This window comes from Kribbella sp. NPDC051137 (genome assembly GCF_040682535.1).
Lineage (GTDB): Bacteria > Actinomycetota > Actinomycetes > Propionibacteriales > Kribbellaceae > Kribbella > Kribbella karoonensis.
This window is the reverse complement of the sequence record NZ_JBFBBI010000007.1, coordinates 324,288-350,010: the sequence shown is the minus strand read 5'-3', so window position 1 is coordinate 350,010 and position 25,723 is coordinate 324,288. Positions and strand designations below refer to the sequence as shown.

The 25,723-nt window shown below is 70.5% G+C and carries 28 protein-coding genes; 16 read left to right on the top strand and 12 right to left on the bottom strand.

Annotated elements, in window-relative coordinates; translation table 11 throughout:
* Positions 1-45: 45 nt before the first annotated feature.
* On the bottom strand, positions 46-1,938 hold the full coding sequence (locus AB0M51_RS37045) for an ABC transporter ATP-binding protein (RefSeq protein ID WP_363752934.1): 1,893 nt from the start codon (positions 1,936-1,938) through the stop codon (positions 46-48).
* Positions 1,939-2,066: 128 nt separating this feature from the next.
* Here AB0M51_RS37045 and AB0M51_RS37040 point away from each other — a divergent pair, with 128 nt between their 5' ends.
* Entirely contained in the window at positions 2,067-2,501 is a 435-nt protein-coding gene (locus AB0M51_RS37040; protein ID WP_344190954.1) for a MarR family transcriptional regulator, read from the top strand.
* A gap of 20 nt (positions 2,502-2,521) precedes the next feature.
* Here the strand turns inward: AB0M51_RS37040 and AB0M51_RS37035 are convergent, their stop codons facing one another.
* Positions 2,522-3,505 carry an alpha/beta hydrolase-fold protein gene (locus AB0M51_RS37035; RefSeq protein ID WP_363752930.1) on the bottom strand — a complete coding sequence of 328 codons (984 nt, stop codon included), beginning with the start codon at positions 3,503-3,505 and terminating at the stop codon, positions 2,522-2,524.
* A gap of 100 nt (positions 3,506-3,605) precedes the next feature.
* Here AB0M51_RS37035 and AB0M51_RS37030 point away from each other — a divergent pair, with 100 nt between their 5' ends.
* Positions 3,606-4,313, top strand: coding sequence for a TetR/AcrR family transcriptional regulator (locus AB0M51_RS37030; protein ID WP_363752927.1), 708 nt, complete (start codon positions 3,606-3,608; stop codon positions 4,311-4,313).
* Here the strand turns inward: AB0M51_RS37030 and AB0M51_RS37025 are convergent.
* Together AB0M51_RS37025 and AB0M51_RS37020 are read right to left on the bottom strand one after the other, a co-directional pair.
* On the bottom strand, positions 4,279-4,932 hold the full coding sequence (locus AB0M51_RS37025; RefSeq protein ID WP_344190960.1) for a response regulator transcription factor: 654 nt from the start codon (positions 4,930-4,932) through the stop codon (positions 4,279-4,281). The genes AB0M51_RS37030 and AB0M51_RS37025 overlap by 35 nt on opposite strands.
* A complete protein-coding gene (locus tag AB0M51_RS37020) occupies positions 4,920-6,926 on the bottom strand; it encodes a histidine kinase (RefSeq protein ID WP_363752924.1) in 2,007 nt (668 codons plus the stop codon). Before AB0M51_RS37020 ends, AB0M51_RS37025 begins: the two co-directional genes overlap by 13 nt.
* A 131-nt stretch (positions 6,927-7,057) precedes the next feature.
* Here AB0M51_RS37020 and AB0M51_RS37015 point away from each other — a divergent pair, with 131 nt between their 5' ends.
* Positions 7,058-7,672, top strand: a complete 615-nt coding sequence (locus AB0M51_RS37015; protein WP_363752921.1) for a hypothetical protein — start codon at positions 7,058-7,060, stop codon at positions 7,670-7,672.
* Here AB0M51_RS37015 and AB0M51_RS37010 read toward each other — a convergent pair.
* Complete coding sequence (locus tag AB0M51_RS37010) at positions 7,669-8,586, bottom strand: 2-dehydropantoate 2-reductase (RefSeq protein ID WP_363752918.1); 918 nt, start codon at positions 8,584-8,586, stop codon at positions 7,669-7,671. The genes AB0M51_RS37015 and AB0M51_RS37010 overlap by 4 nt on opposite strands.
* Positions 8,587-8,691: 105 nt before the next feature.
* On the opposite strand from AB0M51_RS37010, the gene AB0M51_RS37005 reads away from it, so the two are divergent.
* Complete coding sequence (locus AB0M51_RS37005; RefSeq protein ID WP_363752915.1) at positions 8,692-9,219, top strand: maleylpyruvate isomerase N-terminal domain-containing protein; 528 nt, start codon at positions 8,692-8,694, stop codon at positions 9,217-9,219.
* Complete coding sequence (locus tag AB0M51_RS37000) at positions 9,216-10,103, top strand: alpha/beta hydrolase fold domain-containing protein (protein WP_363752912.1); 888 nt, start codon at positions 9,216-9,218, stop codon at positions 10,101-10,103. Before AB0M51_RS37005 ends, AB0M51_RS37000 begins: the two co-directional genes overlap by 4 nt.
* Here AB0M51_RS37000 and AB0M51_RS36995 read toward each other — a convergent pair.
* Genes AB0M51_RS36995 through AB0M51_RS36985 form a run of 3 tightly spaced genes read right to left on the bottom strand, consistent with a single transcriptional unit; the run spans position 10,084 to position 13,476 of the window.
* Entirely contained in the window at positions 10,084-11,541 is a 1,458-nt protein-coding gene (locus tag AB0M51_RS36995) for a peptide MFS transporter (RefSeq protein ID WP_363752909.1), read from the bottom strand. The genes AB0M51_RS37000 and AB0M51_RS36995 overlap by 20 nt on opposite strands.
* A gap of 13 nt (positions 11,542-11,554) precedes the next feature.
* Positions 11,555-12,583: a hypothetical protein gene (locus AB0M51_RS36990; protein ID WP_363752906.1), complete on the bottom strand. Its 1,029-nt coding sequence runs from the start codon at positions 12,581-12,583 to the stop codon at positions 11,555-11,557.
* A gap of 32 nt (positions 12,584-12,615) precedes the next feature.
* Positions 12,616-13,476 carry a LysR family transcriptional regulator gene (locus tag AB0M51_RS36985; RefSeq protein WP_363752903.1) on the bottom strand — a complete coding sequence of 287 codons (861 nt, stop codon included), beginning with the start codon at positions 13,474-13,476 and terminating at the stop codon, positions 12,616-12,618.
* A 75-nt stretch (positions 13,477-13,551) separates the two neighbouring features.
* Here AB0M51_RS36985 and AB0M51_RS36980 point away from each other — a divergent pair, with 75 nt between their 5' ends.
* Genes AB0M51_RS36980 through AB0M51_RS36955 form a run of 6 tightly spaced genes read left to right on the top strand, consistent with a single transcriptional unit; the run spans position 13,552 to position 18,685 of the window.
* Complete coding sequence (locus AB0M51_RS36980) at positions 13,552-14,067, top strand: dihydrofolate reductase family protein (protein ID WP_363752900.1); 516 nt, start codon at positions 13,552-13,554, stop codon at positions 14,065-14,067.
* A gap of 46 nt (positions 14,068-14,113) precedes the next feature.
* The gene (locus tag AB0M51_RS36975; RefSeq protein ID WP_363752897.1) at positions 14,114-15,076 is read left to right on the top strand and encodes a Gfo/Idh/MocA family oxidoreductase; all 963 of its coding nucleotides are present in this window, start codon (positions 14,114-14,116) and stop codon (positions 15,074-15,076) included.
* A gap of 23 nt (positions 15,077-15,099) precedes the next feature.
* Complete coding sequence (locus AB0M51_RS36970; RefSeq protein ID WP_363752894.1) at positions 15,100-16,110, top strand: Gfo/Idh/MocA family oxidoreductase; 1,011 nt, start codon at positions 15,100-15,102, stop codon at positions 16,108-16,110.
* Positions 16,110-16,928, top strand: coding sequence for a Gfo/Idh/MocA family oxidoreductase (locus tag AB0M51_RS36965; protein ID WP_363752891.1), 819 nt, complete (start codon positions 16,110-16,112; stop codon positions 16,926-16,928). The genes AB0M51_RS36970 and AB0M51_RS36965 overlap by 1 nt, the downstream gene beginning before the upstream one ends.
* The gene (locus AB0M51_RS36960) at positions 16,925-17,938 is read left to right on the top strand and encodes a hypothetical protein (protein ID WP_363752888.1); all 1,014 of its coding nucleotides are present in this window, start codon (positions 16,925-16,927) and stop codon (positions 17,936-17,938) included. Before AB0M51_RS36965 ends, AB0M51_RS36960 begins: the two co-directional genes overlap by 4 nt.
* A 36-nt stretch (positions 17,939-17,974) precedes the next feature.
* Positions 17,975-18,685, top strand: coding sequence for a 2OG-Fe(II) oxygenase (locus tag AB0M51_RS36955; RefSeq protein ID WP_363752885.1), 711 nt, complete (start codon positions 17,975-17,977; stop codon positions 18,683-18,685).
* A gap of 2 nt (positions 18,686-18,687) precedes the next feature.
* Here the strand turns inward: AB0M51_RS36955 and AB0M51_RS36950 are convergent, their stop codons facing one another.
* Positions 18,688-19,317, bottom strand: coding sequence for a hypothetical protein (locus AB0M51_RS36950; protein ID WP_344190990.1), 630 nt, complete (start codon positions 19,315-19,317; stop codon positions 18,688-18,690).
* Positions 19,318-19,372: 55 nt separating this feature from the next.
* Between AB0M51_RS36950 and AB0M51_RS36945 the strand changes: the two genes are divergently transcribed.
* Genes AB0M51_RS36945 through AB0M51_RS36935 form a run of 3 tightly spaced genes read left to right on the top strand, consistent with a single transcriptional unit; the run spans position 19,373 to position 21,613 of the window.
* The gene (locus tag AB0M51_RS36945) at positions 19,373-19,801 is read left to right on the top strand and encodes a GNAT family N-acetyltransferase (protein ID WP_344190992.1); all 429 of its coding nucleotides are present in this window, start codon (positions 19,373-19,375) and stop codon (positions 19,799-19,801) included.
* Between the two features lie 2 nt (positions 19,802-19,803).
* Positions 19,804-20,670, top strand: a complete 867-nt coding sequence (locus AB0M51_RS36940; RefSeq protein WP_363752881.1) for an LLM class flavin-dependent oxidoreductase — start codon at positions 19,804-19,806, stop codon at positions 20,668-20,670.
* A 10-nt stretch (positions 20,671-20,680) separates the two neighbouring features.
* Positions 20,681-21,613, top strand: coding sequence for a formylglycine-generating enzyme family protein (locus AB0M51_RS36935; protein WP_363752878.1), 933 nt, complete (start codon positions 20,681-20,683; stop codon positions 21,611-21,613).
* Here the strand turns inward: AB0M51_RS36935 and AB0M51_RS36930 are convergent.
* The 3 genes from AB0M51_RS36930 to AB0M51_RS36920 are packed head-to-tail and all read right to left on the bottom strand — an operon-like array spanning position 21,575 to position 24,510.
* Positions 21,575-22,807, bottom strand: a complete 1,233-nt coding sequence (locus tag AB0M51_RS36930; protein WP_363752875.1) for an MFS transporter — start codon at positions 22,805-22,807, stop codon at positions 21,575-21,577. The two genes, AB0M51_RS36935 and AB0M51_RS36930, sit on opposite strands and share 39 nt — an antisense overlap.
* On the bottom strand, positions 22,804-23,271 hold the full coding sequence (locus AB0M51_RS36925; protein ID WP_344191000.1) for a MarR family transcriptional regulator: 468 nt from the start codon (positions 23,269-23,271) through the stop codon (positions 22,804-22,806). The genes AB0M51_RS36930 and AB0M51_RS36925 overlap by 4 nt, the downstream gene beginning before the upstream one ends.
* A 33-nt stretch (positions 23,272-23,304) precedes the next feature.
* A complete protein-coding gene (locus AB0M51_RS36920) occupies positions 23,305-24,510 on the bottom strand; it encodes an MFS transporter (RefSeq protein WP_363752871.1) in 1,206 nt (401 codons plus the stop codon).
* Positions 24,511-24,629: 119 nt separating this feature from the next.
* On the opposite strand from AB0M51_RS36920, the gene AB0M51_RS36915 reads away from it, so the two are divergent.
* Positions 24,630-25,196, top strand: a complete 567-nt coding sequence (locus tag AB0M51_RS36915; RefSeq protein WP_363752868.1) for a TetR/AcrR family transcriptional regulator — start codon at positions 24,630-24,632, stop codon at positions 25,194-25,196.
* Positions 25,193-25,714, top strand: coding sequence for an SRPBCC domain-containing protein (locus AB0M51_RS36910; RefSeq protein WP_363752865.1), 522 nt, complete (start codon positions 25,193-25,195; stop codon positions 25,712-25,714). Before AB0M51_RS36915 ends, AB0M51_RS36910 begins: the two co-directional genes overlap by 4 nt.
* The last annotated feature ends 9 nt before the right edge of the window (positions 25,715-25,723 follow it).

The following is a 25,723-nucleotide window of genomic DNA, read 5'->3' as shown; positions in this document are numbered from 1 at the left end:
GGTGCCGCTCGCGACCTGGGGTCCGGGTACTGGTCAGCCGCCCTCTCACGCCGCCTTGGCGAACTGGGTCGCGTACAGGTCGGCGTACAGCCCGCCCTGCGCGAGCAGCTCGTCGTGCGTGCCGCGCTGCTGGATCCGCCCGTCGTCGAGCACCAGGATCACGTCGGCGTTGCGGATCGTCGAGAGCCGGTGCGCGATCACCAGCGACGTACGGCCGACCAGCGCATTCGCGAGGGCGGTCTGTACGGCGGCCTCGGACTCGGAGTCCAGGTGCGCGGTCGCCTCGTCGAGGATCACGATCGACGGCGACTTCAGCAGCAGCCGGGCGATCGCCAGCCGCTGCCGTTCACCGCCGGACAGCCGGTACCCGCGATCGCCGACGACCGTGTCCAGCCCGTCGGGCAGGCTGTCGACCAGTGTCGCGATCTGTGCGGCCTCGAGCGCCTCGTGCAGCTCCGCGTCGGTCGCGTCAGGCCGGGCCAGCTGGAGGTTCGCGCGGATCGTGTCGTGGTACATGTGCGAGTCCTGCGTGACCACCCCGATCGCCGCGCGCAGCGAGCTCTGGGTGACCTCGCGTACGTCGTACCCGCCGACCAGCACGGCTCCGCCGGTGGCGTCGTACATCCGGGAGACGAGCGACGACAGCGTGGACTTGCCGGCGCCGGACGGCCCGACGACGGCGACCAGCTGCCCGGGCTCGACGGTGAACGTGACGTCCTTCAGGACCTCGTCCCCGGTCTCCGCCGACAGCGTCGCCACGGACTCGAGCGAGGCCAGCGACACGTCCTCGGCGGACGGGTAGTGGAACGAGACGTGGTCGAACTCGATCGACGGCTCGGCCGTTGCCGGCAGCACCTTCGCGTCCTCGCGATCGGCAACCATCGGCGGGAGGTCCAGCACCTCGAGCACCCGCTCGAAGCTGACCAGCGTGGTCATCACGTCGACCTGGATGTTGGACAGCGCGGTGAGCGGCCCGTAGAGCCGATTCAGGTACGCCGTCAGCGCGACGACCGTGCCGATGCCGAGCGTCCCGGCGACCGCGAGTACGCCGCCGACGCCGTACACGAGCGCGACCGCGAGCGCCGCGACCAGGGTCAGCGAGACCCGGAAGACGCTGGCGTACATCGCGGTGGTGACGCCGATGTCGCGGACCCGGGCGGCCTTGCCGGCGAAGTCGCGCGACGAGTCCTGGGTCCGGCCGAAGACCTTGGCGAGCACCGCCCCGGCGACGTTGAACCGCTCGGTCATGGTCTGCGCCATGGTGGCGTTCAGTTTGTACGTCTCAGCCGTTGCCTCGCGCAACTTTCCGGCGAGCAGCCGGGCCGGGATCACGAACAGCGGCAGGACGACGAGGGCGAGCAGCGTGATCTGCCAGGACATCACGAACATCGCGCCGAGAACCAGCACGACGCTGAGCAGGTTGCTGACCACGTTCGAGAGCGTGGACGTGAACGCCTGCTGCGCGCCGAGGACGTCGCCGTTCAGCCGCTGGATGAGCGCGCCGGTCTGCGTGCGGCTGAAGAACGCGACGGGCAACTGCTGGACGTGGTCGAAGACGGCGGTGCGCAGGTCGTACACGAGACCTTCACCGATCCGCGCCGAGAACCACCGCTCGCCGAGCGTGACGGCGCCGTTCGCGAGCGCCAGGACGGCGACCACGAGGGCCAGCCAGACGACGACGTCCGCGTGCCGGGGCACGATGCCCTTGTCGATGATCGCCTTGAACAGCAACGGGGTGACGGCGCCGGTGCCGGCGTCCAACGCCACCAGGACGAGGAAGGCGGCCAGGTAGCCGCGGTACGGACGGGCGAACCCGAGGATCCGGCGGAGCGTGCCCGCCGACAGTTTGTGATGCCGGACCGAGGAGTCCCTGAGCAGCGACCGCATCGCGCGACCGCCCCCACCGCCCCCGCCCGGGAATCCGGAAAGCTGCGACATGCAGTTCCTTTCGCCAGGGATCAAGATATACTGAGGTTAACTCACTATGAGCAAACCTCACAAGATCCCTGGTTGTTCCCACGCGTGCGCGACGGCGGCCGACGTACGCCGGCCACTAGGCTCTGCACATGCGTGACCCCGACGACCTCGACGACTCCGCCGAGCAGATCACGGCGCTCCTGGACGGCATCATCCGACGGCAGCGCCGGGCCTCCCGGGAGGGGTTCGGGGAGAACGTCACGCACGGGCAGTTCCGGGTGCTGCGCACGCTCGACCATGCCGGCCGGCCGATCCGCCTCAGCGAACTCGCCGCCCGCCTCGGCATCGTCCCGCGGTCGGCAACCTCCGTCGTCGACGACCTGGAGACAGCCGGCCTGGTAGCCCGCCAACCAGACCCCCACGACCGCCGTGCCACCCTCGTCGATCTCACGGCTGACGGCCGCCAGATCCTCACCACTCTCCGCCAGAAGCGCCGAGACGTCATGCTCAACCAACTCTCCCGCCTGACCTCCGCCGAGCAGCAAACCCTCGCCCACCTCCTCCGCCGCCTCGCCGAGGAATGATCGCCCCGGCCGCTGGCGGGTCAGGCCTTCTTCAGGTGGGCGACGATGCCGGCCAGGTCTTCGGCCAGGCGGTCTTCGCGGATCATGTGGCCGCCTGGATCCTCGTAGGCGGTGAACGGGATGTTGGCCGCGTCGAGGGCGGCCTTGAACTCGCGCTGGCCGGCCAGAACCTCACGCTCGTTGGCGAGGTCGAACGGGTCGGGGCCCGGGCTGGTGCCGGCGACCATGAAGATGCGCTTGCCGCGGTAGCGCTCGAGGTTCTGCATCGGGTTGTCGTTCGTGACCCGGGTCTCGTCCCAGGCCGGGGCGCCGTAGATCGTGCCACCGGCCAGGTCGGCGGCCGCGGAGGACACGTTTGCCCAGTGCACGACCAGGCCGTTGTCCCGGCGCAGGCTCGGCGGACCGGAGTGCGCGCTGATCGAGGAGAAGTGGCCGTAGTACTTGGCCGTGTACTTGAGCGCGCCGAAGCCGCCCATCGAGAACCCGGCGACGGCGCGGCCGGCGAACTCGGCGTACGTGCGGAAGTTGGCGTCCACCCACGGGACGAGCTGGTTGAGGTGGAAGCTCTCCCAGTTGTGCGGGCCCGAGTTGCTGCTCACCGGGTTCGAGTACCAGCCGGCGTGGCCGCCGTCGGGCATCACGACGATGAGCGGCTTGTCGGCGGTCAGCTCGCGGATGTGGTGGTGGTCGAACTCCATGAAGTCGCCCATGCCGCCGTGCAGCAGGTACAGCACCGGGTACGTGCGCCCGCTGGTGTGATAGTCACTCGGCAGCAGGACGTTCACGCCCGGTGCCCAGCTGATCTCGGCGGTCTGGAAGCGGTAGTACCACATCCGCGGATCGCTCTCGTTCCGATCCGTGATGTGCAGGCCGAATCCGTCGTCGGCCGCGTTCGCCGCGAGGGAGGTGGCCAGAATGGTGCCGGCGCCGAGGCCGGCCGCGACGGTCAGCCCGCCGGCGGCCTTGAGCATCGTGCGCCGGGTGGGGCGAGGTGCGCTCACCATGATCTCCTGAGGAGTAAGGGACAGAACAGATCACCGTCGGTGACGGCGTCGATCTAAGTTAGTAGCATAACTTTGGGGTCAGCCCCGACAGAGGAGGGTTGTGACAGCGAATCCGCCCCGCCGGAAGACCGGCGGTCGCCAGGCACAGATCACGGTCGCGGACATCGAGCGTGAGGGGCTGCGGCTCGGCCTGACCAACCTGACCGTCAACGGTGTCGCGACCGCGCTCGGCGTCAGCCCGACGGCCCTGTACCGGCACGTCGACGGCAAGCTCGGCCTCGAGGCGCTGGTCGGTGAGGCGGTGCTGCGGGATCTGCAGATCGTCGACGATCCGGCAGAGGGCATCAAGGCGCACCTGCTGTCGTTCGCGCAGCAGATCCGCGACTTCGTCCTCGGCCACCCGGGGCTGGCCGGCTACATGCAGGGCCTGTTCCCGCGGGGCGAGGCCGGCGTCAGGCTCCAGCGGGAGGCGGTCGAGGCGCTCGGGCGGCGCGGGTACGGTCCGGGTGTCGCACTGATGCTGTCCGGCAGCGTCGCCGCGCTCGCGATCAACCTGAGCGCCGCCGAGGAACGTCATCGCCCGTACTTCGAAGGCTCCCACCGTCGCGAGCTCGAGAAGGTGTACGCCCTGCTCGCCGGCGACGCCGTCCTCGGCGGCGCCCAGGCCGAACTCCCCGACATCAGCAGTGAGGCCTACTTCCGGATGGTGATGACCGCCTGCATCCACGGCCTCGTCACCGCGGCCGCCCCCGGCCGCCCGGTCGACGACATCCTCAGCGAACTCGGCTTCGAGGGTTCGGCGCGCTGAGCTGGGCGAGTACCGCGAGGACGCGACGGTGGCCGTCCTCGGTCTCGGGCAGGTCCAGCTTGGTGAAGAGGTGGCGGACGTGCGCCTCGACCGTGCGTTCGCTGAGGTAGAGGCGCTTCGCGATCCCGGTGTTCGTCAGGCCTTCGGCCATCAGGGCGAGGACGCCGCGTTCGCGCTCGGTCAGGGTCGCGAGCGGATCGCGGCGCGCCATCAGCCCGGCGACCACCTGCGGGTCCAGCGCCGAGCCGCCGCGCGCGACCCGCTCGGCGGCCGCCAGGAACTCGGCCACGTCGAGCACCCGGTCCTTCAGCAGATACCCGAACCCGCCGAGCGACACGAGCTCCACGACGTACTGCGTCTCGATGTGCTGCGACAGCAGGAGTACGCCGAGGTCCGGGTGCGCGCGCTTCACCGCCTGCGCGGCCCGCGCGCCCTCGTCGGTGTGCGTCGGCGGCATCCGGATGTCCGCGACCACGAGATCCGGACCGTACGTCGTGACCGCGTCGAGCAGGCCGTCCGCGTCGCCGAAGGTCGCGACGACCTCGTGGCCGCCGTCGGCGAACAGCATCCGGAGGCCTTCGCGGAGCAGGACCTGGTCCTCGGCGATCACGATCCGCACGGCAGCTCCGCGACGAGCGTCGTACCGGCACCCGGCCGGCTCTGTACCCGGAAGGACCCGCCGAGCGCGGCGACCCGGTCGGCCAACCCGGTGAGGCCGGTGCCGTTCCGGGGCGCGGCGCCGCCGACGCCGTCGTCGACGACGCGGACCACGAGGTGCTCGCGGCGGTGGGCGGCGATCAGGTCGACACGGGTCGCGGAGGCGTGCTTGACGGCGTTGGTGAGGCCTTCGCAGCAGATGAAGTACACGGCTGCCTCGACGCCGCTGTCGAAGCGCCGATCCGGCATCCGTACCGACACCGGCAGCGGCGCCCGGCGCGCCAGTTCCGCACACGCCGGCCCCAACCCCGCATCCAGCTGCGCCGGCGGCAACCCCCGTGCCAACTCCCGCAGCTCCCCGATCGCCACCGCCGCCTCGGCCACGGCCCCGTCCAACGTCGCCCGAACCGCGGCGATGTCAGCGCCGCCCGGCCCGGCACCAGCTGTTACGGCCCCTCCAGGCGACCCGAGTTGGTGCTGGGCGTGCCGGAGGGCCAGGCCGATGGACACCAGGCGTTGCTGGGCTCCGTCGTGGAGGTCTCTTTCCATCCGGCGGCGTTCGGCGTTGGCGGCGGCAACGATCCGGGCCCGGGACGCCTTCACCTCGGTCAGCTGGAGATTCAGTTCGGCGCGCAGGCGGGCAATCTCCACCGCCAGTCCGCCGTGCTCGAGCACCCGCCGTACCAGCTCGGGTCCGAGCGGGCTGGTGGCGTCGCAGAGCACCACCCCGATCTGCTGGTCGCCGCGCTCGATCGCGATCCGCTGCCGCCCGTCGCCGGTCAGCCCGTCGCGGGACACACCGGTGAGGTCCGCGTAGCGGTGGGTCTCCGGGAGGAACACGAGGAGTTCCAGAGTGGGGTCGGCGAGGATTTCCCGCAGCAGCACCTCCACGTCCTCCGGAAGCCGGCGACCAGCACGTACGTCGTCGAGGAAGGCGCCCATCCGGTGCAGGGCGTCGTACCGCGAGCGGTTGAACCGACGGTCGACCGCGCCCTGGATCCGCGCCCGCAGCGGCCGGAAGAGCACCGCACAGACCAGCGTCGCGACGGCGACCGTCCATCCCGACCCGCGCCCGAGGAAGGCGCCCAGGGCAACGGTCACGATCGCGTACGACGCCACCAGCAGCACGGTCAGTCCCGCGTACCCGACCGTCCGGCTGATCACGAGATCGACGTCGTACAACCGGTACCGCAGGATCGCCGCCACCGCCGCCAGCGGCAGACCGGTCAGCGCGACCGCGGCGATCACCCCCGCCGCCGGGCTCACGTACCAGAGCACGAAGCTCGTCGGCAGGGCCACAGCGGCGACCACCGCCGCGAGCACGAACCACTTGAGCTGCTGACGCTCCAGCCCCTCCGACCGGCGGAACCGGATCGCCAGCGACACCACCGCCGCGAGCAGCGCCCCGAGGAACAACGGCATCCCGATCGCGAGCAGCAGTCCGGTCGGCAGCCCCGCCACGGCGATCGGGTTACGCCCCGAGACGAAGTCCCGCCCGCGCTCCGGGCTCAACGTCCAGGCGGACATACTGACCACCAGCCCGGCTGCCCCCAGCCACGGCACCGCACGCCACCGCCGCCCCGGCAACCGCCCGGTCGGGAACAACAGGAACGTCAGCGTCCACCCGTACCCGCTCGGCAACCAGCTGACCGCCGCGATTCCCTCGCCGACGGGGCCGCCCGGCCACCCCTCCGCGGCCGCGCGGAGACCCCATCCGTGGGACAGGTCCGAGGCGAGCGTGTTCAGCAGGCCGAACCCGAGGAACAGCCAGCCGATCGGGTTCCCCGGCCGCCGCCAGGCGATCACCGCGCCGGCCCCGGCCGTGGCCAGGTTGAACAGGACGTAGAGCAGCGTGTCGTAGACCGGCTCGAGCCGCCACAACAGGATGATCGCGGCGATCTCCGCGAGCACGCTCACCCCGAACATCCCGGCAATCGCCGGCCGACGCCCACCCACGGCACCATCGTGGCAGCACCGTGCGTTCCCGCCAACAGTGCTGGCACCTACATCGAAGGCCGTACTGCTGCCGATGCGGACGCCGGCGCCCCGTTCCTACCGTCGAAGCACTTCGTCGAAAGGTGGGAACCATGAACCGCAGTCTGTCCGGCATCGGCCTGATCGGTGCCGCAGTCACCACGCTGACCGGGATCGCGGTCGAGGCGTTCGTCAAGCCGGCGTCCACGATCTCCGACCAGCAATGGAGCTATCCGTGGAGCGCCGGCGCGCTCGTACCGGTCTCCGTCGCGTACGCCGTACTCCATCTGCTGGTGTTCCTCGGCATGGTCGCGCTGTTCCGCGCGCTGACGTCCCGCGGCGGCCGGATCGGTGCCGCGATCGCCGGCGCCGGCACGCTGGTCCTGCTGATCGCCGAACTGCTGTCGATGCCGATCGCCGACCGGCGCCTCACCGATACCGGGCCGAAGGTGGTCGGCGCGCTCTTCGGCGCCGGTGTCGCACTCACGGCGATCGGCCTGCTGGTGGCCGGGGTCGTCGTCCTGCGCTCGTGGACCGGCTGGCAGCGGTACGCCGCGATTGTGGCCGGCGGCTGGGCCGTGGTGATGATCGGCCTCAGCACGACCAGCGCGCTGCCGCTCGGTGTCGCGATCTACGGCGTCGCGTTGTGCGTACTGTTCGCGGCGGTCCGCACCCACGACAGCCGGCCCGCCACGGAGCCGCGGATCCGCACCAGGGTCGAAAGTTAGTTGCTGTTGGCAAGTACGCGGGCGGTGGCCAGTTCGAAGAGGAGCGTGTTGATCGGGGTGGGGACGCGGGACTCGCGGCCGAGGCGGGCGACGGCGCCGGTCCAGGCGTCGAGTTCGGACGGGCGGCCGGCGATCAGGTCGCGCTGGAGTGAGGTGGTGCCGTCGGCGGGGAGCTGGTCGATCCAGTCGAGGGTGCGGTCGACGACGTCGGCTGCCAGCTGGACCCCGCGGGCGCGGGCCAGGTCGCGGATCTCGCCGGTGGCCTCGGTGAGGAGCTGGCGGGTGGCGGGCTGCGTGCGGAGTACGCCGTACCCGGCGCCGGTCGCCGTGCCGAGGCCGCCGGTCGGGACGACCGACAGGAACTTCGTCCACAGCGCGGCCCAGATGTCGTCCGGAATCGTCGCCTGCAGCCCGGCCCCGGCGACCGCGTCCCGGAGCCGCTCGAGCCGCGGGGTCGATCCGTTCGCCCACTCGCCGACGTTGAGCTTCCCGTTGCCGAGATGCCGGATCACGCCGGGACCCTCGACGTACGCGATCACCTCGGCGGTGCCGGGCAGGACGGCGTCCTGTCCGTAGACCTGCGCGACCTGGCCGGGCGCCTCGACGCCGTTCTGCACCGTCACGATCGCGGTGTCCGGTCCGACCAGCGGGCGGATCGTCTCGATCACGCCGGGCAACTGCCAGGTTTTCACGCAGACCAGCAGGTAGTCGACGGCGCCGATCCCGGCCGGGTCGTCGGTGGCGGCCACCGGCAGCCGGAGGTCTCCCGCCGGGCTGTGCACGACCAGCCCGGCCGACCTGATCGCCTCCAGGTGCTTGCCGCGGGCCACGAATGCGACGTCCTGCCCGGCCGCGGCCAGCCGGGCGCCGAAGTACCCACCCACACCGCCGGCGCCGACGATCCCGATCTTCACACCCGTCTCCTCTGTTCGCGGTCCAACTGATGATAGGAGCCCGCGGATTGACGAGTTCACGCAATCCGGCGGTCCGGACCGCCGGCGGCTGGTTGGCTGGCGGTCATGCGCACACCGACGACGACACCCGCCCAGGCGGCCGGAATGATCCGCCGCGACCAGGAGCTGCTGCTGAGCCGGGTCGCCGGGAAGACCGAGGACCAGTTGCGGACGCCGTACGACGTCCACGACGGGCCGCTCGGGCACTTCTGCGACTCGCTGCACGACCTGGTCGCGCACGTGCTGATGTGGGACGAGATCAACCTCGCCGTACTGCAGGAGGCGCGGGCGGGACGGCTGCACTGGAGCCTGGACCCGCGCTGGGAGACCGCGGAGATCGGCAGCGCCCTGAACCGCGGCGGCGTCGAGGCGGGCCGGCGGATCCCGCCGGAACTGGTCCTGCACAGGTTCCGCAGCGTCGGCGACGCACTGGTCGCCGAGATCACGCAGTACGACGAAGCCGCCTGGGCGGATCCGTCCACCGGGGCCGGTTTCAACGGCGGGATCGGAGCGCTGGCGGAATACGTATCCAGCACGCCCGACGGGATGCTGTTCGCGCACGCGGCGCGGCACCTGCAGCCGGTGTCCGCATGACGATTGTCGACAATCCACAGTTCGGCCCGGAGACCGACGCGCTGCTGAAGCACCTCGCCGAGCTGCCGACCACGCCCGACCTCGACCCGTACGAGGCACTGCTCCTCGATCGCGAGGACCTCCCCGACCCGGCGATCGCCGGCGAGCCCGACCCCCGGGTCGCCACCGAGGACATCGCCGTCGAGCTCCCCGGGCGAACGCTGCAGGCCCGTGTCTACCGGCACGCGGTCCGGCCGCGCCCGATCCTCCTCTGGCTGCACGGCGGCGGTTTCGTAGGCGGAGACCTCCGCGACATCGAGTACGCGACGTCGCTGATAGCTGCCTACGGCAACGTCACCGTTGTCTCACTCAACTACCGTCTGGCGCCCGAGAACCCCTGCCCAGCAGCGCTTCAGGACGTGTACGACACGCTCGCCTGGCTTCGGGAGAACCTCGACGGCGACGGCCGGATCGCGATCGGCGGCCAGAGCGCGGGCGGTGCGCTGGCTGCCGGTGCCTGCCTGCTCGCGCGGGACGCCGGTACACCGCTCCCCGATCGGCAGATCCTCTGCTACCCGGTTCTCGACCTGCACCCGGGCTCCGACTGGCACGAGTGGTACTTCGGTACCCGCGAGATCCCGGCGGGCGCCGTACCGCTGCAGGCGGCTTCGCTCGCAGGCCTTCCGCCGACGCTGATGCTGGCGGCCGGCCGGGACTGGTTGCGCGACGACGCGCTCGCATACGCGGCCCGGCTCGCTCACGACGGCGTACCGACGGAACTGGTCGAGTACGCCGACACCATGCACGCGTTCCTGAACTTCCCGGCGGCCTTGTCCGCCGGGAGGCACGCGGTCGAGCTGATCTCGGCGGACCTGCAGGCCGCCTTCAGTGCACGCCGCTCATGAGCCGGCGGATCGGCCGGACCGCGAGCGCGAGCAGTCCGCCGAGCACCAGCGCGACGCCGCCGATCACGCCGAAGTACGCGCGCTCGTGGCTGGTGCTGTAGAGCTTCGCGAGTACGCCGGACATCGCCGTACCCAAGGCGACCGAGAGGAAGAACAGGGCAACCATCTGGGTCCGGAACGCTGCTGGGGCGAGCTTTGTCGACAGGGACAGGCCGACCGGGGACAGCAGCAGTTCCGCGATCGTGAACACCAGCAGGATGCCGGTGAGCCCGAGCAGCGGCGCGCTGTTCGGGCCGCCGCCCGCCATCGTCAGGAACAGCAGGAACGCGACACCCATCACCGCCAGCCCGGCGCTGAACTTGATCGGCGTCGACGGCTGCCGCGGACCGAGCTTCGTCCACAGCGCGGCGAACACCCCGGACAGCACGATGATCATCACCGGGTTGATCGACTGCACGAACGACACCGGCATCTGCCAGCCGAAGATGTTCCGGTCGAGGCGCTGGTCGGAGTAGATCGTCACGACCGTGAACTGCTGCTGGTACAGCGACCAGAACGCCGCACTGGCGATGAACAGCGGGATGAACGCCTGCACGCGCCGCCGTTCGACGTCGGTCAACTGTTTGCTGCTCAGGATCACCGCGAAGTACACGACCGCCGCGACCGCGCTGATCACCGCGACCGCCGTCGCGTACCGGGACGCCGGGAGGACGCCGGAGATCAGCAGCGCCACGACGACGATCAGTCCGCCGGCGACGATGAGCGCCGTACGTCGTAATGCTGCCACCGGCAACGGGTTCGGAACCTCCCGCGCGGAGGCACCGAGACGGCGGCGGCCCGCGCCGTACTGCACGATGCCGAGGAACATACCGGCCGCGGCGAGACCGAAGCCGTAGTGGAAGCCCGCGCTCTTCTGCAGCAGGCCGGTGAGGATCGGCCCGACCAAAGCACCCAGGTTGATGCCCAGGTAGAACAGGGAGAATCCGCCGTCGCGGCGTTCGTCGTGTTCGCCGTACAGGGTGCCGACCAGCGAGGTCGCGTTCGCCTTCACGCCGCCGCTGCCGAAGCCGATCAGCACCAGGCCGACCGCGACACCGCCGAGCGCCGGGATCAGTGCGAGCGCGATGTGGCCGCACATCACGACGATCGCGCTGTAGAACAAGGTGCGTTCGGCACCGAGCAGCCGGTCGGCGAGCCAGCCGCCGAGGATCGTCGACAGGTAGACGAGCCCGCCGTACGCGCCGACGATGCTGGTCGCGGTCCCCTCGTCGATGCCGAGGCCGCCGCGCTCGGCGGAGTAGTACAGGTAGATCAGCAGGATGCCCTGCATGCCGTAGAACGAGAACCGTTCCCACAGCTCTACGCCGAAAAGATTGGCGAGCACCGGCGGGTGCCCGAAGAACGTGCGGCCTTTGTGTGCGGTCTCGGTCCCGCTCACGACGAGATCTCTCCTAGTGGTCTGCTCTGTGGGTGAAGAACCGGGCAGGGTTGCCGGCGGCGCGCGGGTTCGAGGCGAGCCAGCTGGCGAAGGATTCGGGGTGCCGGCGTTCGAGTTCGTCCAGGTACGCGCGGCGTACGTCGACCATCGCCTGGCGGTGGTCGGGACGGATCGCCCGCTCCAGCTGGGTGAAGCTCCGTCGCCAGGCGAGGCACAGCTCCTCGTCGGTCAGCTCGCCGACACCGCGGACGACGGCAGTCAGGTACTTCGGCAGCGGCAACTGCTGCTGCAGAGAAGGAGCCGACGGCAACTTCCTGTCCATCCGCCGACGCCGCCGCAACCGCCCGAACCGCGGCGGCCTGTCCCCCCGCTCCCGCTCGCCCGAGTCTTCGCGCCGGTCCCGCTCGCCCGCTTCTCCGCGCCGGTCCGGCTTCGCCCGCCCCGAGCCTCCGCCGCTACCCGAACCGGCCGACACACCCTCCCCGGAGCCCACGCTGCGCCCCGAGCTGTCGTTCCGGTCCGCGTTGCCCCAGGCGGAACCATCGCTCCTGCCGGAGGTGTCACCACGGCTCAGTGGCCCCCACGGCGTGCCCGTGCGCCCCGCCGTCCCCCACGCGGCACCCGCGCCCGCCCGCCCGGGACCGCCATGGTTGGTCCAGGCGGGTTCGCTGGGCGCGGAGCCTGAGCGCAGCCAGCTGACGACGGGCGGGGAGACGCCGAGGACGAGCAGCACCAGCATCACGGTGCGCGCGCCGACCGCCGCGGCGTACCCGCAGATCGCCAGCACGCACAACGCCCCGAGCACCGCTCCGCGCGGCACCGCCCGGAGCAGGTCGGCGTTCGGCAGGTCGCGACCCAGGCCGACACTCAGGCAGACCGCGCCGATCGTGAACGCCGCCACCAGGAACGCCGCCAAGTTGGTCGCCGGTGACACGAACACCAGCGCCGTGAGCACCCCGATCCCGGCAAGCAACCCCACGGCTGCCCGCCAGATCCGCTCATACCGCAGCCCGACGTCCACCATTCTCACCAAGTGCCCCATCACCCGGTCCTCCAACCGGAGTCGGACGGCTCCTACTCCAGTGTTACTCGTTTCAGCGCTTCTATGAAGGCTCTTGTCGCGGGCGGGTCGGGCGGTTCGCCGTAGGTGGCCAGGTAGATGCGGCGGACGATCGGGAGCTCGGTGGAGCGGACGCCGGCGGCGTGGTGGGAGCGCAGGGCCAGGCCGGGGGCGGTGGTGACGCCCAGGCCCGCCCGGACGAGGGCCTGCTTGACGATGACGTCGTCGCTGGTGAACGCGATCCGCGGCGTGAACCCGGCCTCCGCGCAGTGCTGCAGCAGCTCGCTGCGGCAGTTCACGCAGCCCGCGATCCAGTCCGAGTCCCGGTGGTCGGCCGGCGTTTCCCCGGTACGGCGGCTGAGCAGGTGGATCGGGTCGTCCCGCAGGTACGTGGAGCGGATGCCGTCGTTCGGCTGCTCGTCGTCGTACCGGAAGACGATCGCGAGGTCGAGCTCGCCGGCCCGCAGCTGCTCCAGGGCGACCCGGGGGTGCAGGTCGGTGAGTTCGAGCTCGAGGTTCGGGTGATCGCCGCGGAGGGCGGCGGCCGCGGGCGGGACGAGTTCGCTGAGTGCGGAGCTGAACGCGCCGACCCGGACCCGCCCGGTGCGCAGGCCGACGAGCTCGGCGAGCTCGGCGTCGGCGGCGTCGACCCGGCCGACGATCTCGGCGGCGCGCCGGGCGAGCACCTCGCCCTCCGGGGTGAGCCGGATGCCGCGGCCGGACCTGCGGACCAGCTTCGCACCGGTCGCGGCCTCCAGCCGGGCGAGGTGATGGCTGACGGTGGGCTGGGTGTAGTGCAGAGCCGCGGCCGCCGCGGTGACCGAACCGTGCGCGGCGACCGCGGCCAGCACCCGGAGCCGGACGAGATCGAGCATGTATCGATGATATCTATGTATTTGTCGTCATATTGGCATTGGACGCATGGATCCGATCGGGCGCACGCTGTGGGCATGACAGTGATCTGGCACATGACGATGTCCCTCGACGGCTTCATCGGCGACCGCCACGACGGCGTCGACTGGATGTTCCACGCCGGCGGGACCCCGTCCGGCCTGGCCGCCGAGGTGGTCGCGAACTGCGGCGCGTTCCTGTGCGGCGGACGGCTGGTCGAGGTGATGAGCGAAAACCGCCCGTACGGCGGGAAGTGGTCCGGGCCGGTCCTGATCTACACCCGCAAGGACCCGGCGACGCGGGTCGTCCCGGAGTTCACGTACGTCTCCGGCGACATCCGCGACGTGGTGGCCGACGGCGTGAAGGCGGCCGGCGGAAAGGACCTGGTCGTCACCGGCGGCGCCGTACCCCGCCTCGCGCTGGAGGCAGGACTGGTCGACGAGATCGTCCTGCACCTCAGCCCCGTCCTGCTCGGCGAAGGGACTCGCTTCTACGACAGTCCCGGGGTCTCGCCGACCCGCCTGAAGGTGCTCACGTCCGAGGGCCTGAACTTCCGCTTCGCAGTGGTGAAGTAGGCCGCAGCGGTTGCAATGCAACCGGTTGCATGGTGAACTCACGACCATGACTCGGATCGCGATCGCCGGCGCCGCTCACCCGCACGTGAGCTACCTGACCGCCGAGCTCGACCACCTCCCCGGAGCCGTCCTGGTCGCGGTCGCGGATCCGTCCCGGGAGACCGCCGAACGGTGGGCCGCGCCGTACGGCGCGAAGGTCTTCACAGATCACCGGGAGATGCTGCGCGAGACCGCGCCGGACGTGGTGATGGTCGCGGGGATCTACGGCGACCGCGGCCGGGCCGTCGTCGACGCGCTCGACGCGGGAGCGCACGTGCTGGCGGACAAGCCGTTGTGCACGACCCTCGAGGACCTGGCGGCGATCGAGGAGGCCGCGCGGCGGACCGGCCGGCACGTGACGGTGCTGTTCGAGAAGCGGTACTACCCGGTGACACTCGCCGCGCGGGAGATCGTGGGTCAACTCGGGACGATCCACGGGGTGACGTCGTCCGGGCCGCACAAGCTCAACCGGCCGACGCGGCCCGACTGGTTCTTCGAGCCCGAGCGGTACGGCGGAGTGCTGAACGACCTCGCCGTCCACGACATCGACGCGGCCCTGCTGTTCACCGGCCTGACGAGCGGAACGGTCAGCGGCGCGGTGGTCGGCGGTTCGTACGGCGTGGCCACGTTGAGCGGAGCCGGTGCCGTGGTCACGGCTGGCGTCGACTGGCTGAACCCGGCCGGGTCGCCGGTGCACGGGGACTACCGGATGAAGCTGATCGGGACGCAGGGGACGGCCGAGCTGCTGTGGGCCCGCAACCGGCTCGTCCTCACCACGCACGACGCGGCGCCGCACGACGTACCGCTGCCGGCCGGCTACCGCCCGGCCGAGCTCCCGCTGCAGGCGCTTGCCGCAGGCAACGAACCGGACATCGGCACCGCGCGCGGCATCCTCGCCACCCGGATCGCACTGCTCGCGCAGCAGTCGGCCGAGCACGGCGGCGTACCCATCGACTGGACCGTCAGCTGAACCATCAAATGAAGAGAGGCCTCATGCGTTTTGCTGTGATCGGTGCCGGGGCGATCGGCACCGTGCATGCGCGGTTGATCGACGCACTGGGCGACGAGGCGGAGCTGGTCGCCGTGGTCGACCAGAACCTCGAACGGGGAGGGAAACTCGCCGAGCAGTACGGCGCGCGGGCGTACGCGACGCCGGCCGAGGCCTACGCGACCGAAGAGCTCGACGCGGTCGGGATCTGTCTCCCGAGCGCGTTGCACGCGGATGTCGCGATCGAGGCTCTCGAGGCCGGCAAGCACGCGATCGTCGAGAAGCCGGTCGACATCACGCTCGAAGCGGCGGACCGGCTGATCGCCGCGCAGCGCGCGACCGGGTTGACGGTGTCCGTGATCAGCCAGCGCAGGTTCCAGCCGCCGGTCGCGCAGATCCGGGCGGCGATCGACGGCGGCGCACTCGGCCGGGTCACCTCCGGGATCGCCGAGTCCGCGTTCTTCCGCCCGCAGTCGTACTACGACGGCGACGACTGGCGCGGCACTCTCGCGGTCGACGGCGGCGGCGCGCTGATGAACCAGGGCATCCACGCGCTCGACCTGCTGGTCTGGATGCTCGGCCGCCCGGTGCGGGTCAGCGCGCAGACCGGCCGGCTCGCGCACGAGGGCATCGAGGTCGAGGACCTGGCGGGCGCGTCGATCGTGTTCGAGAGCGGCGCGATCGGCCTGATGCTCGCGAGTACGGCGGCGTACCCGGGGCGGCCGGTCCGGCTGACGATCCACGGCGACGAAGGTACGGCGGTCCTCGACGACGACGCGCTGGCGTACTTCGCGTCCGCGAACGGCGAGCCGCCGTCGGCGCTCGCGCCGGCCGGTCCGGACGGATGGGGCGCGACCGAGCTGGCGCATCTCGAGCAGTACCGCGACTTCGTCGCCGCCGTTCGTGAGGGCCGCCCGCCCGCGGTGACGCTGGAAGCGGGCCGCCGGTCGCTGGCGACTGTGCTTGCCGTGTACGAGTCCGCCCGCACCGGGCGTCCTGTCGAGTTGGAGGCCTGATGCGCATCGCCCTGGTCGGTACCGAGAACAGCCACGCCGACGAGATCGTTAGGCACCTGAACGTCGAGCAGATCGCCGGCGACACCCGCATCGTGGCGCTCGCAGGTGCCGACGACGAGCGGAACCAGAAGCTCGCCGCGGCCGGCGGGATCACGACGATCGTCCCGACCTCGCAGGAACTCCTCGGCGAGGTCGACGCGCTGATCGTCACGAACCGCGACGGCGCCCTGCATCGCGAGCACGCCGTACCGTTCCTCGAAGCCGGCGTGCCGGTCTGGGTGGACAAGCCCCTGGCGGCCGGTACGGCGGACGCGCAGGCGATCCTGGACGCGGCGCGACGGGGTGACGCGGCGGTCACGTCGTACTCCGCCGTCCGGTGGGTCGCGGACGCCGATGCCCTCGCGAACTCAGGGATCGACGACCTGCAGGCGATCACAGTCACCGGGCCGGCCGACCCGGGCAGCGAGTACAGCGGGATCTTCTTCTACGGGATCCACGCGGCCGACCTGGCGCAGCGGCTCGCGCCGGGCGAGCCGGGTCCGGTCGAGGTCGATCGCGTCGGCTCGACCGTCGTCGTGCGGTACCAGTGCGACGGTGTCCTCGTCACGCTGCAACTGGTCAAGCCGACCGACGCGGGACGCGTCCCGTTCCACGCGGAGCTGGTCGGGCGTACCAAGCTCGTCAGCAGCGACATCCGGCTCGACTCGGAGTACGTCGTACCGGGGCTGAAGGTCTTCCTCCGGATGCTGGAGACGGGCGAGCGGCCGCTCGACGACGCGACCATGCTGGCGCCGATCACCGTGCTGGCGCAGGTGTGAAGCGGCTCGTCGCGGTCCTCGCCCTGCTGCTGGGGCTGGCCGCCGTCGTACCAGCGGGCGCGTCACCCGCGCAGCAGACGTACAACCAGGACCGCGCCATGTGGGTGTGGGAGCAGAACTCGTACCCGGCCGTCCTCGACCGCGCGGCGCGGGACAAGCTCGGGCGGATGATGGACAACACCACCACCTTCGGCTCGGACCCGATCCGGACGATCTACCTCGGCGTCGCGGCGTACCAGGGCAAGGACATGCTGCGGGACTCCCGCCACCAGGTCGCGTCGTTCGTGCGGTGGGCACGCGGCCGCGGATACCACGTCCAGGCGGTGATCGCGGGCGGGACCACGCCGCCGTACCTGGGGGCGCTGCCCCAGTACCAGCACCTGGCCGTCGCGGAGTTCAAGAAGGTGCTCGACTACAACCGCTCCGTCCCCGCCGACGCCCGGTTCGACGGGGTGAACGTCGACATCGAGCCGTACCTGCTGCCGGAGTGGAAGGAGCCGGGTACGACGCTGCCGACGGACTGGCTGAACCTGCTGCAGAAGTTCGTGGACCTGCGCGACAAGTCCGGTCAGCGACTGCTGGTCGGCCCGGCGATCCCGTTCTGGTTCGACAGCTCGACCTGCTGTACGGCGATCACCTGGCACGGCAAGACCGCGCCGCTGAGCGACCACGTGCAGGACCTCACCGACTATGTGGCGCTGATGGACTACACCGACACCGCGGCCGGGATCATCGCGCGGGCAGACCACGAGCTCGCGTACGCCGCTGCGATCGGCAAGCCGAAGTCGGTGGTGATCGGGGTGGAGAGCAAGGACCTGTCCGGCACCAGCGATCCGCCGTCGGTGACGTTCTACGAGGAGGGTCGGACGTACATGGAGTCCGAGCTGGACAAGGTGTACGCCGCCGAGTCCACGTCCCCGGCGTTCGCGGGCATCGCCATGCACCACTACGGCAGTCTCCTGTTGCTCCCGAGCGTCTGGGGAGCCGGCGGGGTGTATTACCCGCAGTAGCCCTCACACGTTCGCGGCCCTCGGCGTTCCATACCCATGAACAAGTACGAACGCCGAGCGGCCAGGGCGGACTGGGAGACGGTGACCGCCGAGGTGAACGATCTCGGGTGCGCGCTGCTGCCGCAGCTGCTGACGCCCGCCGAGGCGGCGGCGGTCGCCGGGCTGTACGACGAGGCGCACCGGTTCCGGGCGACGATCGACATGGCCCGGCACCGGTTCGGCGAGGGCCAATACCGGTACTTCGACGAGCCGTTCCCGGAGGCGGTCGACGCCCTGCGGCACGCGCTCTACCCTCGCCTGCTGCCGATCGCCCGGGACTGGTACGCCAGGCTCGGACGGGACGCCGAATGGCCGGACACGCTCGACGAATGGCTGGACGTGTGCCACCGCGCCGGGCAGACCCGCCCGACGCCGATCCTGCTGCGGTACGGCGCCGGCGACTGGAACGCGCTGCACCGCGACCTGTACGGCGACAAGGTGTTCCCGCTGCAGGTCGTGATCAACCTGAACGAGCCCGGTGTCGACCACACCGGCGGCGAGTTCCTGCTGGTCGAGCAACGCCCCCGCGCGCAGTCCCGCGGTACGTCGACCCTGATCCCGCACGGACACGGCCTGGTCTTCACCACCCGCGACCGCCCGGTCCGCTCGTCCCGCGGCTGGTCGGCCGCACCCGTCCGGCACGGCGTCTCCGCGATCCGCTCAGGCGAACGCCATACGCTCGGACTGGTCTTCCACGACGCTAAGTGACCCTAAACAAGGTCGTTGCAGATGTCCCAGGCGGCCTGCTGGACAAGGGCTTTCGTGTCGTCGTCGAGGCCCTTGACCGGTACGTCGATGCCGACCGGGTCCGCCTGCAGCAGCGCGATCAGGAAGACGCAGGCGCCGAGGTAGCTGCCCGCAAGGGTCGGGTGGCTGTTGTCGGACTCGTGCAGCACCGGCTTGTCGTGGGCGGCGAGGAACCGCTCCCACACCATGCCGACCGGGATCAACGTCCCGCCCAGCTCGGACGCTGCCCCGGCGTACGCGCTGGTCAGCGCCTGCTGTGTCTCCGGCGCGTTGCTCCGGGCCCACGTCAGGTAGAACGCTGTCCGCGCACCGGCCGCCGCGATCGCCTTGTGGAAGTCGCGGGCGCTCTCCCGGAACCGGTCCGGACTCTTGATCGGCAGCGTGCTCTGCTCCTGCAGTACGACGACGTCGTACCCGCCGTTCGCGATCGCGTCCAGGGCCTTGCCCGCGTTCAGGTGCTGCCGCAGCGAGGCGCCGCCGACCGAGATCACCTTGTGCTCGATCTCGATCCCCCGCGCCCCGGCCAGATCCTTCAGCAGCTTGGGCAGGTTGTTGTTGGATGTGAAGCTGTTCCCGACGAAGAGAATGCGCACGACCGAACGCTACTACTCATTTGACCCGCGGCGCCTGGCGTTGTTGGCTGTCGGGATGTTGCGGATGGTGGGGGTCGAGGACGACGCGACGCTGCTGGACTGGCAGCGCGTGCACAACGAGATCATCCCGACGGCGCCGTTGTCGGTCGACGAGATCCGCGAACGCGCGACCCGGAACGTGCTCGAGGTCGCGTACGACGACGACGTGCTGGTCGGCTGCTCGACGGTCCGGCCGCCGTCGGAGGAGACCGCGGCGGCGGTGGTGATCGCCCGCGTGCTCCCGGCGTACCGGCGTCGTGGTTTCGGTACGGCGATCTACGAGCACTGCCTGCGCCGCGGGCGGGAGCTGGGCGACGGGATCGAGACGCACATCCTGAGCAGCAACGTCGACGGCCTGGCGTTCGCGAAGGCGCGCGGGTTCGTCGAGGTGGAGACCTACCTGCTGCCGGGCGACACGATTCCGTTCGTCGAACTACGGTTGTGACCATGCGTTTCTCTGTGAACATTCCGAACTTCGGCGACTTCGCCGACGCCCACGTCGTGGTCCGGGTCGCGAAGGCCGCCGAGGAGGCCGGGTGGGACGGCCTGTTCCTCTGGGATCACGTCGTGCACAGCAAGGAGCAGCGGCGCGGGCAGCCGTTCGGCGATCCGTGGATGCTGATGACAGCGGCCGCGCTGGCAACGTCCCGGATCAAGCTCGGCACGCTGGTCACACCGGTCGCGCGGCGGCGTCCGGAGCAGCTCGCCCGGCAGGTCGCGACGCTGGACTCGCTCAGCGGCGGCCGGGTGATCTTCGGCGCCGGGCTCGGCGGGCCGATCGACGACGAGTTCGGCAGCTTCGGCGACGAGACCGATCCGCGGGTACTGGCCGAGAAGCTCGACGAGGGGCTCGACCTGATGGCCGCGTACTGGTCCGGCGAGCGGGTCGACCACGACGGCAAGCACTACCGCGCCAACGACGTGGAGTTGCTTCCGGCAACAGTTCAGCGTCCGCGCCCGCCGGTCTGGATCGCCGGGTACTGGCCGCGCAAGGCCCCGATGCGGCGCGCGGCCCGCTGGGACGGCGCCGTACCGCTGTTCGCGAACGCCAACCACGGGCAGGCGCCGGCGGTCGCGGACGTCCGCGAGCTGATCGCGTTCCTGGACGAGCAGCGCGCGGACCGGAGTACGCCGTACGACGTGATCGTCGGCGGGATCAGCCCGGCCGCTGACGCCCGGTCGATCGTCGAACCGCTCGCGGAGGCGGGCGCGACCTGGTGGGACGAGCGGCAGCTGATCACCGGGACCGACTTCTACCGCCTCGACCCGGTCCTGCGCCGGATCGAGCAAGGACCGCCGAAACTGGGAATCTAAACTGGCGGGCATGACCGACGAGCACCCGTCCTGCTGTGCGCCCTCGCGTGGTGAGAGTGCGGCGCCTCCCCCGGCGCCGGCCGGTCACGGGGAGCACCTGATCGAGCAGGTCGAGCTCAGTGGCGGCACGTTCACGATGGGTAACAGCAACGGCGACGAGAACGCCGGCGACGGCGAGACGCCCGTCCACCAGGTCGAGCTGGCGCCGTTCAGCATCGACGCGACCAGCGTGACGAACGCGGACTTCGCGCGGTTCGTCGACGCCACCGGATACCGGACCGAGGCGGAGACCTTCGGGTACTCCGCGGTGTTCCACCTCGCGATCGCCGCCGACCCGGACGAGGTGATGGGGCCAGCGTCCGGCACCCCGTGGTGGGCCGGTGTTCGCGGCGCCGACTGGCGGCACCCGGGCGGCTCGCGGTCCGACCTGGACGGGCTCGCGGACCACCCGGTCGTGCACGTCAGCTGGAACGACGCGACGGCGTACTGCAAGTGGGCCGGGCGGCGGCTGCCGACCGAGGCCGAGTGGGAGTACGCCGCCCGCGGTGGACTGGAAGGCAAGCGGTACCCGTGGGGGGACGAGCTCATCGCCGATGAGTGGCGGTGCAACATCTGGCAGGGCGAGTTCCCGAAGACGAACACCGAGGAGGACGGTTTCCTCACCACCGCGCCGGTGCGCACGTTCGAACCCAACGGGTACGGCCTGTGGCAGATGGTCGGGAACGTCTGGGAGTGGTGCGGCGACTGGTTCGGGCCGCGCTACTACAAGTTCTCCCCCGCCGCGAACCCGCCCGGTCCCTCGCTCGGCGCCGCCCGGGTGATGCGCGGCGGCTCGTACCTCTGCCACGACTCGTACTGCAACCGCTACCGCAACGCCGCCCGCTCGTCGAACACGCCGGAGTCGTCAATGGGCAACGCCGGCTTCCGTACTGTCGCTCGCTGACAACCCCGGGGTCGTCGCCGCCACCGCCGCGACGGCCGCGACGCACAGCAGAGCCCCGGACGCCAGCGATGCGACCGGCGACGTCAGCTGAGCGACGACGCCGCCGCGGAGGTTCCCGAGGTCGGGTCCTGCCTGACCGACGATCTGCTCGGCCGCACTCACCCGGCCGAGCAACTCCGACGGCGTATGGAGCTGGACGATCGTACTGCGGGACACGACGGCGACCGTGTCCGCGGCGCCGGCGATCGCGAGACACGCCAACGCCAGCCAAGGCACCGGCGAGAACGCGAACAGCAACAGAGCGATCCCCCACGCCGCCGAACCGCACAGCATCACCACGCCGTGCCGCGGGAGCCGGGTGAACGAGCCCGAGAACAGCGACGCGGCGACCCCGCCGACGGCGATCGCGGTCAGGAACAGCCCGAGCGTCCGCGGGTTGTTACCGAACCGCTCGGCGTTGATCACCGGGAACAGGCTGATCGGCATCGACAACACGGTCGCCGCGAGATCGGTGACCAGGGCCCCGCGGATCACCGGCGTCACGCTGATGAACCGCAACCCGTCCCACACGCCGCGCAGGCCGGGCTTCGCGGTGGTCTCGATCTGCATCCGCGGCAGTCCGAGTACGCCGTACAGCGCCGCGAGGAAGCTGAGGGCGTCGATGAGGTAGCAGACGCCGACGCCCCACGCGCCGATGATCACGCCGCCGAGCGCCGGGCCGAGCAGCATCGCGCCCTGGAACCCGATCCGGTTGAGCGCGATCCCGGCGGCGAGCTGGTCCCTGCCGAGAAGCTTCGGGAGCACGGTCCGCGCGACCGGTCCGGCAGTCGCGCCGAACGACGACTGCACGGCGATCAGCGCGAGCAGCACGCCGACCGGGACCCGGCCGAACAGCAACTGGCTCGCCATCACGGTCGCGACCATCCACTGACCGATCGTGGTGACGAGGTAGATCTTGCGGCGCTCCAGCCGATCCACGAGCGTGCCCGCGAACAGCCCGAGCACGATCAACGGCAGAGCCTGCGCCAGCCCGACCGCGCCGGTCCACGCCGGGCTGGAGGTCTGGTCCCAGACCTGGAACATCACCGCGACGAACGTCAGCTGACCGCCGAAACCGGACAGCACCTGCCCGATCCACAACCGCCGGTACGTCAGGACCTTCAGCGGGGCGAGGTCGATGAGTGCGTTCTTCACCGCAGCTTCTCCGCGATCCGGTCGTGGAAGCTCTTCTTCGCAAGAGCTTCCTCGACGTCGCTGACGACCTGGGACATCGGGTACGGCAGCTCTGCCTCGAGCTCGGCGAGCGCTTCCTCGGTGGCCCGCCACTCCGCCGCCAGGAGCTCGACGAGCTTCCTGGACTTCGCGGTCAACGTGACCTGCTTGCTGCGCGCATCCGCCCCCGGCACCGTCCGGACCAGGCCGGCGGCACGCATCGCGGCCACCTTCTGGCTGAGCGCCGAGTGCGTCCGCCCGATCGCGTCCGCCAGCTCGGTGATCGTCATCGGGCCCTTGAGATGCAGCTGGAGCAGCTCACGGACGTACGTCGGCTTCAGTCCCTGGATCGCCCGGTCCGTGTAGATCCGGCCGATCTCGCCGTCCATCCTGGCCAGCAGCTCGTGCAACGGCCGCCACAAACTCTGTTCGGTGGGATCCTCCATGCGGCGATAATAACAGCACTTATATAAGTACTGTTATTTCTGCTGGACGGCCGCGTGCTCAAGCTGCCGGGACGCGGCCCGGCGGGAGTTGGTTGAGATCCAGGCGGCGGCGAGGGTCGCGGACAGTACGCCGATCAGCGCGAGTACGGCGAACCCGAAGCGGGTGTCCGAGCGGCCGGTGACGACCGACGCGAGCAGCATCACGACGACGGTCGCGGCGAGACCGTAGCCGTTGGCGATCCCGAACACGTGACCGACGCGGGACTCGTCGACCGAGGTCATCAGCAGCGAGCGGGTGGCGATCCGCGACTGCCCGAACAGGAACGCCCCGAGCAGCACGAACGCCATCAGCGCGGGGACACCGAAGAGCGGCTGCAGCACCAGCAGACAGCTGCAAACCAGAAATCCGCCTACCGCCAACCGGACGTCCCCCAACCGGCTCCCCGACCATCGGTAGACCGCCGCCGCCAGCAAGAACCCGACCCCACCCAGCGCATCCGTCATCCCGAGCACACTCGCGCCCCGATGCCATTCCCCCACCACGAGCACCGGCATCAGCGCGTTGAACACAGTCACCACCACCAACCCCTGCGCAAACAAGACCACCAACGGCCCGAGCCCAACAGATGACCTGCGGTTCGTTGGCCGAGGTCTGTACGACGGCTCGCTCGAGACCGTCCCCCGCCTCGCGCCCACCGCGGTTACCAGGAGGGCCGAGAGTGCGAAGGTGCAGGCGTTGAAGGTGAAGAGGGGCTGGGGGCCGAAGTACTGGAGGGCTACGCCGCCGGCCGCCGCGGAGAGGAGCATGCCGGACTGCAGGGCTATCTCGTAGTGAGCGTTGAAGTGGCGGAGACGGTCCGCGGGGACGCGTTCCCGGATGAGGGCGGCGCTGGCCGGGGTGAACTGGGCGGCAATCACCGCCAGCGCGAAGTTGGTCGCATAGACAAGGGGCTGCTGCGCGACCCCCAGCGCGAGACCGACCGGCAACGCGAGCGCCGCACCCGCGCTCAGCACGTCACACCCCACCCACAACCGCCGCCGGTCGAACCGGTCCGCCAGCCGGCCGAAGTACGGCGAAAGCACCGCCTGCGGGACCGCGACCGCGATGAACAGCCACCCGACATCGAGCATCGACCCCTGCGCCCGAACCAGCAGCAAGGCGGCGCCGAGTAGCTGGATGTTGTTCCCGAGGGACGTGATGAACGCTGCAGGTAGCAGCAACCGGTTCCGTGAAGTCACCCACCAACGGTGACAGCCATACCTGACAAGGAGTGGCAGCGTTTATTTCCGCTACCGCAGTTGCGTAAATGCTGCTACGGTTCTTTTCGATACCGCAGTAGCGATAAAGGAGACGGAACATGGTCGGTCGCGGACGCCCCCGGGACACCGAGATCGAGGCGAAGGTGCTGGACGCCGCGATGACCGAGATGCGGGCTCGCGGGTACGACGGGATGTCGGTCGACCGGGTCGCCGAACGCGCCGGTGTCGCGAAGACCACGATCTACCGGCGCTGGCCGAGCAAGGCCGAGCTGGTGATGGCGATGATCACCGAGCTGACCAGCGCCGTACCGTTCGACCCGACCGGCGACCCGCGCCGGGACCTCGGCGAGTTCGTCGCCGGGATCGCCGCGGCGCTGGACGCGATCCCGACCACCCTGGTCGCCGATCTGGTGGCCGCGGCCGCCCGTGAGCCGCGCGTCGGCGTCGGTGTGCGCGCACTCTGGGCGCACCGGCACGCCGCCGTCTCGGAAGCGATCACCCAGGCGCAGGCGGACGGGCTGATGCCCGCACACGCCGATCCGCGCATCATCGTCGACCAGTTGGTCGGCGCGCTGTACTACCGGCTCCTCGTCACCGGCGAGCCGATCGATCCCGCCTACGTGAGGGCGCTGGTGCTCAGCACCCTCGGACCGGAGCAGTCATGAAGAAGTTCCTCGTTGCCCTCGGCACCGTTCTGGTGGTGCTCGCCGGCTGGACGGTCTACACGGTCGCGCGACCGTTCGTCCTGCACACCGAGCTCGACATCGACGCGTCACCGGAGCAGGTCTGGAAGGTGCTCACCGACCGCCAGTCGTACCCGGACTGGAATCCGTTCATCACCTCGTCGACCGGCGACCTGAAGGTCGGTGGAACCATCGTCAACGTGCTCCGCGACACCAAGGGAAGCGAGACCAGGTTCGACCCGACCCTGCTCGCGGTCGTCCCGAACCAGGAACTCCGCTGGATCGGCAAGGTCCCGCCCGGCGCCTTCTTCGACGGCGAGCACTCGTTCCGCCTCACCCCGCTCGCCGGCGGCCGCACCCGTCTGGTCCAGGAGGAGAAGTTCGCCGGCGCCGCCGTACCGTTCACCCAGTCTTGGCTGAAGAGCAGCATCAAGCCCCAGTTCGACGCGATGAACCGGGCCCTGGCCGCGCGCGCGATGGGCGTACCGAAGAACGGGTAGTGGTCGTCC

Bases quoted from the DNA above. Each gene is read 5' to 3' on its own strand.
- AB0M51_RS37045 (WP_363752934.1), bottom strand. From the start codon at position 1,938: ATGTCGCAGCTTTCCGGATTCCCGGGCGGGGGCGGTGGGGGCGGTCGC.
- AB0M51_RS37040 (WP_344190954.1), top strand. From the start codon at position 2,067: ATGCGTGACCCCGACGACCTCGACGACTCCGCCGAGCAGATCACGGCG.
- AB0M51_RS37035 (WP_363752930.1), bottom strand. From the start codon at position 3,505: ATGGTGAGCGCACCTCGCCCCACCCGGCGCACGATGCTCAAGGCCGCC.
- AB0M51_RS37015 (WP_363752921.1), top strand. From the start codon at position 7,058: ATGAACCGCAGTCTGTCCGGCATCGGCCTGATCGGTGCCGCAGTCACC.
- AB0M51_RS37005 (WP_363752915.1), top strand. From the start codon at position 8,692: ATGCGCACACCGACGACGACACCCGCCCAGGCGGCCGGAATGATCCGC.
- AB0M51_RS37000 (WP_363752912.1), top strand. From the start codon at position 9,216: ATGACGATTGTCGACAATCCACAGTTCGGCCCGGAGACCGACGCGCTG.
- AB0M51_RS36990 (WP_363752906.1), bottom strand. From the start codon at position 12,583: ATGGGGCACTTGGTGAGAATGGTGGACGTCGGGCTGCGGTATGAGCGG.
- AB0M51_RS36985 (WP_363752903.1), bottom strand. From the start codon at position 13,476: ATGCTCGATCTCGTCCGGCTCCGGGTGCTGGCCGCGGTCGCCGCGCAC.
- AB0M51_RS36980 (WP_363752900.1), top strand. From the start codon at position 13,552: ATGACAGTGATCTGGCACATGACGATGTCCCTCGACGGCTTCATCGGC.
- AB0M51_RS36975 (WP_363752897.1), top strand. From the start codon at position 14,114: ATGACTCGGATCGCGATCGCCGGCGCCGCTCACCCGCACGTGAGCTAC.
- AB0M51_RS36970 (WP_363752894.1), top strand. From the start codon at position 15,100: ATGCGTTTTGCTGTGATCGGTGCCGGGGCGATCGGCACCGTGCATGCG.
- AB0M51_RS36965 (WP_363752891.1), top strand. From the start codon at position 16,110: ATGCGCATCGCCCTGGTCGGTACCGAGAACAGCCACGCCGACGAGATC.
- AB0M51_RS36955 (WP_363752885.1), top strand. From the start codon at position 17,975: ATGAACAAGTACGAACGCCGAGCGGCCAGGGCGGACTGGGAGACGGTG.
- AB0M51_RS36945 (WP_344190992.1), top strand. From the start codon at position 19,373: ATGTTGCGGATGGTGGGGGTCGAGGACGACGCGACGCTGCTGGACTGG.
- AB0M51_RS36940 (WP_363752881.1), top strand. From the start codon at position 19,804: ATGCGTTTCTCTGTGAACATTCCGAACTTCGGCGACTTCGCCGACGCC.
- AB0M51_RS36935 (WP_363752878.1), top strand. From the start codon at position 20,681: ATGACCGACGAGCACCCGTCCTGCTGTGCGCCCTCGCGTGGTGAGAGT.
- AB0M51_RS36925 (WP_344191000.1), bottom strand. From the start codon at position 23,271: ATGGAGGATCCCACCGAACAGAGTTTGTGGCGGCCGTTGCACGAGCTG.
- AB0M51_RS36915 (WP_363752868.1), top strand. From the start codon at position 24,630: ATGGTCGGTCGCGGACGCCCCCGGGACACCGAGATCGAGGCGAAGGTG.
- AB0M51_RS36910 (WP_363752865.1), top strand. From the start codon at position 25,193: ATGAAGAAGTTCCTCGTTGCCCTCGGCACCGTTCTGGTGGTGCTCGCC.